7 protein-coding genes are annotated in these 8,426 nt (G+C 74.7%); 6 read left to right on the forward strand and 1 reads right to left on the reverse strand.

All coding sequences use genetic code 11. The features are described 5' to 3' along the window. Positions 1 to 124: 124 nt before the first annotated feature. Complete coding sequence (locus JNW98_RS08275; RefSeq protein ID WP_223767441.1) at positions 125 to 1,018, reverse strand: sugar phosphate isomerase/epimerase family protein; 894 nt, start codon at positions 1,016 to 1,018, stop codon at positions 125 to 127. Between the two features lie 177 nt (positions 1,019 to 1,195). On the opposite strand from JNW98_RS08275, the gene iolC reads away from it, so the two are divergent. The 6 genes from iolC to JNW98_RS08305 form a co-directional block, all read left to right on the forward strand. Next, on the forward strand, positions 1,196 to 2,227 hold the full coding sequence (gene iolC / locus JNW98_RS08280) for a 5-dehydro-2-deoxygluconokinase (protein ID WP_223767442.1): 1,032 nt from the start codon (positions 1,196 to 1,198) through the stop codon (positions 2,225 to 2,227). Beyond that, complete coding sequence (locus tag JNW98_RS08285; RefSeq protein ID WP_223767443.1) at positions 2,224 to 3,141, forward strand: Cgl0159 family (beta/alpha)8-fold protein; 918 nt, start codon at positions 2,224 to 2,226, stop codon at positions 3,139 to 3,141. Before iolC ends, JNW98_RS08285 begins: the two co-directional genes overlap by 4 nt. Before the next feature lie 189 nt (positions 3,142 to 3,330). After that, positions 3,331 to 4,206: a 5-deoxy-glucuronate isomerase gene (iolB, locus tag JNW98_RS08290; protein WP_223767444.1), complete on the forward strand. Its 876-nt coding sequence runs from the start codon at positions 3,331 to 3,333 to the stop codon at positions 4,204 to 4,206. Further along, positions 4,203 to 6,086, forward strand: coding sequence for a 3D-(3,5/4)-trihydroxycyclohexane-1,2-dione acylhydrolase (decyclizing) (gene iolD / locus JNW98_RS08295; protein WP_223767445.1), 1,884 nt, complete (start codon positions 4,203 to 4,205; stop codon positions 6,084 to 6,086). Before iolB ends, iolD begins: the two co-directional genes overlap by 4 nt. Before the next feature lie 102 nt (positions 6,087 to 6,188). Then, positions 6,189 to 7,700 carry a CoA-acylating methylmalonate-semialdehyde dehydrogenase gene (locus JNW98_RS08300; protein WP_223767446.1) on the forward strand — a complete coding sequence of 504 codons (1,512 nt, stop codon included), beginning with the start codon at positions 6,189 to 6,191 and terminating at the stop codon, positions 7,698 to 7,700. 125 nt (positions 7,701 to 7,825) lie between these two features. After that, a partial coding sequence (locus JNW98_RS08305) for an FUSC family membrane protein (RefSeq protein WP_308015522.1) occupies positions 7,826 to 8,426 on the forward strand: 601 nt, incomplete at its 3' end.

Genomic DNA, 8,426 nt, shown 5'->3' on the forward strand with positions numbered 1-8,426 from the left:
GCCGGACGGGCTGAATCAGCCTGTCCGGCGTTTGAGGACAGCGCCCGCAGGGCGCTTCGGGGGTGCGGGGGCTTGCCCCCGCAAGAAACGGTGAAGGGCGGGGCAGGGGTCAAACCACGCGGCGCTACGCGCCGCACGAGCGCAGGAACGCTCGCGTCCGCCGCGCGATGGGCAAGGGAGCATCCGGCGCGCACGGATACATGTCCTGCTCGACGATCGCGAACAGGTCGACGTCGAGGCGCGCCGCGGCGGCGAGCACGGGCTCTAAGGCCGGCACGCCGCGAGGCGGCTCACACATCACCCCCTGCCGCACCGCGGGCCCGAACGCCGTCCCCCGCGCGACGACGTCGGCAAGCACCTCGGGATCCACCTGCTTCAGGTGGAGGTACCCGATCCGCTCCCCGTACGTCTCGATGAGCTTGACGCTGTCACCCCCGCAGTACGCGTAGTGCCCGGTGTCCAGGCACAGCCGCACCAGCTCCGGATCGGTCGCGTCGAGGAAGCGCGCGACGTGCTCCTCGGTGTCGATGTGGGTGTCGGCGTGCGGATGGACGACGATCTCCAGCCCGTACGCGTCGCGGACCTCCCGGGCGAGCCGCTCGGTGCCGGCGGCCAGGTGTCGCCACTGGTCGGGGGTCAGTTCCGGGTCCTCCAGGCGTTCGGCGGTCCGGTCGTCGCGCCAGAAGGACGGGATGACGACGAGGTGGCGGGCGCCGGTGTCGCGGGCGAGGGAGGCGACCCGGGAGACCTGCTCCCAGGTCGCGTCCCAGACGGCCGGGCCGCGGTGCAGGGCGGTGAAGACCGTCCCGGCCGAGACGCCCAGGCCGCGCCGGGCGGTCTCGTCGCGCAGCCGGGCGGGGTCGGTGGGGAGATAGCCGTACGGGCCGAGCTCGATCCAGCGGTAGCCCGCGTCGGCGACCTCGTCCAGGAAGCGCCGCCAGGGCACCTGCGCGGGATCGTCGGCGAACCAGACGCCCCAGGAGTCGGGCGCCGAACCGACGCGGATCCGGTCGAGCATGCGGCTCTCCTCTCGGACGAGGTCTCACCGGGGATGTCCGTAGCTTCCTGGGCCGGTGAGAGGGTGTCAAGGCTTCGACAGGACATACGGACGTAACGTCAAGTGACAGGTGGAGGACGTCAATATGTAAGGACAAATCCTTGACAGTGTTCGGCGGGCCCGGTTACACCTGACCCCATGAGCGAGCCGGACGGACCGCAGCCCCCCGACAGCCACGACCTGATCGCCATGGGCCGGCTCGGCGTGGACCTCTATCCGCTCCGGGCCGGCGTACCGCTGGCGGAGGTGGACGCCTTCGGGAGGTTCCTCGGCGGCTCGGCGGCCAACGTGGCCGTCGCCGCCGCCCGGCTGGGCCGCCGCACGGCCCTGATCAGCCGCACCGGCGCCGACCCCTTCGGCGCCTACCTGCACGCCGAACTCCGCGGCTTCGGCGTCGACGACCGGTGGGTGACGCCCGTCCCCGCCTACCCGACGCCCCTCACCTTCTGCGAGATCTTCCCGCCCGACGACTTCCCGCTGTACTTCTACCGCCGCCCCAAGGCCCCCGACCTGGAGATCCGTCCCGAGGAACTCGACCTGGCGGCGATCCGCGCCGCCCGCATCCTCTGGGTCACCGGCACGGGCCTGTGCGAGGAGCCCAGCCGGTCCGCCACCCTCGCCGCGCTCGCGGCCCGCGAACGGCGCGGCCACACCGTCTTCGACCTCGACTGGCGGCCGCTGTTCTGGGGCGGGGAGGGCGGCGCCTCCGGCGCGGGCGGCCGGACGGGCGCCGCGGCGGTCGCCGCCGCGCGCCCCCACTACGCGGCGGCCCTCCGGCAAGCGACGGTCGCCGTCGGCAACCTCGACGAGTGCGAGGTCGCCACCGGCGAACGCGAACCCGAGGCCGCCGCCCGCGCGCTGCTCGCCGCCGGCGTGGAACTCGCCGTCGTGAAGCGGGGACCCGCCGGCGTCCTAGCCCTGCACCGCGACGGCACCCGCGCCGACGTACCGCCCGTCCCGGTAGAGGTCCTCAACGGCCTCGGCGCCGGTGACGCGTTCGGCGGCGCCCTCTGCCACGGCCTCCTCGCCGGCCGCCCGCTGTCGGACGTCCTCCGTTACGCCAACGCCGCCGGCGCCCTCGTCGCCTCCCGGCTCGCCTGCTCGTCGGCCATGCCGCGGCCGGAGGAGGTCGAGGCGCTGCTGGCGGCCAACGGGGGCGAACGGCCATGACCCCGCGCCCGCGCATCGCCGACCTCACCACCGTCCGCAGCCGGCACCCCGAGGCCATCGCCGAGGCCGCCGCCCGCCGCCCGCGCCGCCCGCTGCTCGGGCCCTCCGGCCGGTTGCTGGTGGTCGCCGCCGACCACACCGCGCGCGGCGCCCTCTCCGCCGGCGGCCGCCCCCTCGCCATGGCCGACCGCGCCGACCTGCTGGAACGCCTCTGCCTCGCGCTCTCCCGGCCGGGCGTGGACGGTGTGTTGGCCAGCTCCGACATCCTCGACGACCTGCTGCTGCTCGGGGCCCTGGACGGCAAGGTCGTCATGGGGTCCATGAACCGCGGCGGTCTCGCCGGCGCCTCCTTCGAGCTCGACGACCGCTTCACCGGCCCGAGCGCCGAGGACCTCGCGCGGCGCGGCTTCGACGCCGGGAAGCTGCTGCTCCGCATCGACCCGGACGACCCCGGCTCGCTGCGCACCCTGGAGTGCGCCGCCCGGGCCGTCGACGCGATGGCCGCGCACCGGCTGCCGGTCTTCGTCGAACCGTTCCTGTGCCGGCGGGACGGGCCTGGTGGGGCCGGCGGGCCGCTCCACACCGACCTCACCCCCGACGCCGTCACCACCTCCCTCACCATCGCCTCCGGCCTCGGCGCCACCTCCGCCTACACCTGGCTCAAGGTCCCCGTCACCGCCGACGCCGGCGCCATGGCCCGGGTGCTCCGGGCCACCACTCTCCCCGTCGTCCTCCTCGGCGGCGACGCGGGCCCCCGCCCCGACGACGCCGAACGGGCCTACGAACGGTGGGGCGCGGCGCTGCGGTTGCCCGGGGTACGGGGGATGGTGGCGGGACGGGCGCTGCTCTATCCGCCGGACGGGGATGTGGCGAAGGCGGTGGACCGGGTGGCGGGGCTGGTCCGGTGCGGCTGACCACTCAGCCCGTTGGGGGTGCCCCCCTCTGAGGGAGGGACAGGGGCAGACCCACGCCCCCAACGCCCCACGCGTCCCCGTCCGCGGCCGGGGGAAGGGAGGAGTGGAGGCCGGGAGGTCCGGACCGGCCTCGCTCCGCCCGATCCCGTTCCGCCTGGCCCCGCCCCCGACCCGCAGGAGCCCGCACCCATGACCCACCTCCCCGCCGGCAGCGCCGCCCGCGGCCCCTACGCGCTGGACGTCGACCCCGCCCGCGCCGGCTGGGACCGCTCGTCGCTGCGGATCCTGACCCTCCCGCCCGGCGGAACCCACGCCTTCGCCACCGGCGACAGCGAGTGGATCGTGCTGCCGCTGGCGGGCGGCTGCACGGTCGACGTCCTCGACGACGGGACGTTCACCCTGCACGGGCGGGACAGCGTGTTCACCGCCGTCACCGACTTCGCGTACGTCCCCCGGGACACGCGCGTCACCGTCACGGCGCCGGCCGGCGGGCGGTTCGCGCTCGCCGGGGCGCGCTGCGAGCAGCGCTTCCCGGCCCGGTACGGGTCCGCCCCCGCCGTCCCCGTCGAACTGCGCGGCGCGGGCGGCTGTTCGCGGCAGGTCAACAACTTCGCGGCGGCGGACGTGTTCGCCTGCGACCGGCTGATCGCCGTCGAGGTGCTCACGCCCGGCGGCAACTGGTCCTCGTACCCGCCGCACAAGCACGACGAGGAGCGGCCGGGGGAGGAGTCCCGGCTGGAGGAGATCTACTACTTCGAGATCGCCCCCGGCCCCGGCGGCGAACCGGGCCTCGGCTACCAGCGGGTGTCGCCCTCCCGCGCCGGGGGAACCGATGTCCTCGCGGAGGTCCGCACCGGCGACGCGGTGCTGATCCCCGACGGCTGGCACGGCCCGTCCGTCGCCGCGCCCGGCCACCCGATGTACTACCTCAACGTCATGGCGGGCCCCGGCCCCCGGGAGTGGCTGATCCGCGACCACCCCGACCACGCCTGGATCCGCGCCACCTGGCCCCGGCAGCCGGCCGACCCCCGGCTGCCGTTCTACCCCGCGGGAGACGCCCGATGAAGACTTCAGGGACCCGGCGGCTGACCGTCGCCCAGGCCCTGGTGGAGTTCCTGGCCCACCAGTACACCGAACGGGACGGCGAGCGCCGCCGCCTGATCGCCGCCTGCTGGGGCATCTTCGGGCACGGCAACGTCGCCGGAGTCGGGCAGGCGCTCCTGGAGACCGGCCGCGACCGCATGCCGTTCCACCAGGGCCGCAACGAACAGGCCATGGTCCACGCGGCCGTCGGCTACGCACGCACCGCCGGCCGGCTGTCCACGCACGCCGTCACCACGTCCATCGGCCCGGGCGCCACCAACCTCGTCACCGGCGCCGCCCTCGCGACCGTCAACCACCTGCCCGTCCTCCTGCTCCCCGGCGACACGTTCGCGACGCGCCCGGCCGACCCCGTCCTCCAGCAGCTCGAACACCCGGGCGCCGGGGACGTGTCCGTCAACGACTGCCTGCGGCCGGTGTCGCGGTGGTCCGACCGGATCACGCGTCCCGAGGCGCTGGTCCCGGCCGCGCTCCAGGCCATGCGCGTCCTCGCGGACCCGGTGGAGACGGGCGCGGTGACCCTCGCCCTGCCACAGGACGTGCAGGCGGAGGCGTACGACTGGCCGGAGGAGTTCTTCGCCGACCGCGTCTGGCACGTCCGCCGCCCGGCCCCCGACCCGGCGGCCGTGGCGGAGGCGGCGGCCGTCCTCCGGTCGGCGCGCCGGCCGTTGCTGGTCTGCGGCGGCGGAGTCCGGCACAGCGGCGCGGAGGCGGCGCTGCGTTCGCTGTCCGAGACCACCGGCATCCCGGTCGCCTGCACCCAGTCCGGCAAGGGCGCCCTGCACCACGCGACGCCCACGGACGTCGGCGGCATCGGGCACACGGGGACGGCGGTCGCCGACGCGCTGGCCCGGACGGCGGACGTGGTCGTCGGTGTCGGCACCCGCTACACGGACTTCACCACCGCCTCGTCCACCCTCTTCGCCGCCCCCGGCGTCCGCTTCGTCAACCTCAACATCTCGTCCGCGGACGCCCACAAGCTCGCCGGCCTCGCCGTGGCGGCCGACGCGCGGGCGGGCCTGGAGGCGCTGGCGGGGGCGCTCGACGGTTATCGGGTGCCGGAGGCGTACGCGCGGGAGTACGCCGGGGGACGGGCGGCCTGGGACCGGGAGGTGGAACGGGCCTTCGCGCCGCACCCGGACCCGTCCGCCCGTCCGACGCAGGCCCAGGTCCTCGGCGCGCTCGACCGCCTCGCCGACGGGACCGACGTGCTCGTCAACGCGGCCGGCTCGCTCCCCGGCGATCTGCACAGGCTGTGGCGCTCGCGCGGTGGCGACTACCACGTCGAGTACGGCTACTCCTGCATGGGCTACGAGATCCCGGCCGCGATCGGCGTCCGGCTGGCGGGCCGCGGCCCGGTGTGGGCGCTGGTGGGCGACGGCACGTATCTGATGATGCCGACGGAGCTGGTGACGGCGGTGCAGGAGGGGCTGGACATCAAGGTGGTGATCCTCCAGAACCACGGCTACGCGTCGATCGGCGGTCTGTCGGAGGCGGTGGGCGCGGAGGGGTTCGGCACGGCGTACCGGCGGTTGGCGCCCGACGGCACGTACACCGGCGACCCGCTCCCGGTCGATCTCGCCGCCAACGCGGCCTCCCTCGGCCTCGACGTGTTCCGCGTCCGGACCGCCGGCGAGCTGCCGGAGGCGCTGGCGGCGGCGCGGGCGGCGACGCGGCCCACATGTGTCCACGTGGAGACCGCGACGCCCGACAGTGTGCCGGGCGCGCCGCCCGCCCAGGCGTGGTGGGATGTGCCCGTCGCCCGCACCGCGACCCGCCCGGCCGCCGTGCGGGCCCTGGAGGAGTACGAGCGGGGGGTCGCGGGGCGCCGCCGCCATCTGTGAGCGTGGGATGGGCGAGGGATGGCGGGGCCGGTTTCCGAGGGACGCCCGAAGACGAAGAAGGATCTTCGAGGGACGCCCGAAGACGAAGAAGGAGACGTGGAGATGACGTCGGAAACGAAGACCGTCGGCCACTGGATCGGCGGCCGGGCCGTCGAGGGCGCGTCGGGCGCGTACGGGCCGGTCACGGACCCGGCGACGGGCGAGGTGACGACGCGGGTCGCGCTGGCGTCGGCGGAGGAGGTGGACGCCGCGGTGGCGGCGGCGAAGGCCGCGTACGCCACGTGGGGGACGTCCTCGCTGGCCGCCCGGACGTCCGTCCTCTTCGCCTACCGCGCCCTGCTCGACGCGCGCCGCGACGACCTGGCCCGGCTGATCACCGCCGAGCACGGCAAGGTGCACGCGGACGCGCTCGGCGAGGTCGCGCGCGGCCTGGAGATCGTCGAGCTGGCCTGCGGCATCACCACCCAGCTCAAGGGCGAGCTGTCCACGCAGGTGTCGAACCGGGTGGACGTCGCCGCGATCCGGCAGCCGCTGGGGGTGGTGGCGGGCATCACGCCGTTCAACTTCCCGGCGATGGTGCCGATGTGGATGTTCCCGCTGGCGATCGCGTGCGGGAACACGTTCGTGCTCAAGCCGAGCGAGAAGGACCCGTCGGCGGCGCTGCTGCTGGCGGAACTGGCCGCGGAGGCCGGGCTTCCGGAGGGCGTCCTCAACGTCGTCAACGGCGACCGGGTGGCGGTGGAGCGGCTGCTGGAGCACCCGGACGTCGCCGCCGTCTCGTTCGTCGGATCGACCCCGATCGCCCGGCACATCCACGCCACCGCCTCCGCGCACGGCAAGCGCGTCCAGGCGCTCGGCGGCGCCAAGAACCACATGCTCGTCCTGCCCGACGCCGACCTGGACGCCGCCGCGGACGCCGCGGTGTCGGCCGCGTACGGCTCGGCGGGGGAGCGGTGCATGGCCGTCTCGGCTGTGGTGGCGGTCGGCGACACGGGCGACGCGCTCGTCGCGAAGATCCGCGACCGCGCCGAGAAGATCAAGATCGGCCCGGGCTCCGACCCGACGTCCGAGATGGGCCCGCTGATCACCGCGGAGCACCGCGACCGCGTCGCCTCGTACGTGCGCGGCGCGGCGGCGCAGGGCGCCGAGGTCGTCCTCGACGGCACCGGCTTCACGGTCGAGGCCGAGGGGTACGAGAAGGGCCACTGGATCGGCCTGTCGCTGCTCGACAAGGTGTCACCGGACGCGGACGCCTACCGCGACGAGATCTTCGGCCCGGTGCTGTGCGTGCTGCGCGCGGAGACGTACGAGGAGGGGATCGCCCTCATCAACGCCTCGCCCTGGGGCAACGGCACCGCCGTCTTCACGCGCGACGGCGGCGCGGCGCGCCGCTTCCAGCTGGAGGTGCAGGCGGGGATGGTGGGCGTGAACGTGCCGATCCCGGTGCCGGTGGGGTACCACTCCTTCGGCGGCTGGAAGGACTCCTTGTTCGGGGACCACCACATCTACGGGAACGACGGGGTTCACTTCTACACGCGGGGCAAGGTCGTGACGACGCGGTGGCCGGATCCGGAGGACGGTGGGGTGGATCTGGGGTTCCCGAGTCACAAGTAGGAGGGCGCTTGGGGCCGCGGGGGCGAAGCTCCTGTGAGAAACGGTGAATGGGGGTCCCCCTCTGGGGGAGGGACCGGGGCGAACTCATTCTGGAACCTGATCGTCCGGAACGTAAGCTCAAGATCATGCCCTGGTTGAGCGCCCTCAAGGAAACGGCCCGCACCGGCCTGACCATCGAGCGGGCCACCCTCGAACCCCTGGTGGCCGTACGCAGCACAGCGGGCGTGGCGATCGTCATGGCCCTCATGCTCACCTACGGCAGCCCCGCCCTCGCCGTCTCCTCCGCGTTCGGCGCCTTCGCCGCCGGCCTCGCGACGTTCCAGCGCAGCTGGCGTCCGAGGCCGGTGCTGGCGCTGGGCGTGGCGGTCGGACTGGCCGTCAGCACGTTCCTCGGCTACCTGGCGGCCTACAGCCACGTCCTGTTCCTCCTGCTGCTGGCCGCCTGGACGCTGCTGGCGGGCATGGCGTGGGCGGTGGGGCCGGTCTCCGGGCTGGTGGCCACGCAGACCGTCGCGGTGATGCTGATCACCGTGACCCTGCCGACGTCCGTCGCGGGAGCGGCCGAGCACGCCGGGCTGATCGCCGTCGGCGGCCTGGTGCAGGCGCTGCTGATCGTGGTGTTCCCGATCAGACCGTGGGGCCGGCAACGGGACGCGCTCGCCGACGCGCTGGCCGCCGAGGCGGACTACGCGCGCCGACTCCGGCACGACCCGGTGGCGAACTTCG

The sequence above is a fragment of the Streptomyces huiliensis genome (assembly GCF_020037025.1).
GTDB classification, from domain to species: Bacteria; Actinomycetota; Actinomycetes; order Streptomycetales; family Streptomycetaceae; genus Streptomyces; species Streptomyces huiliensis.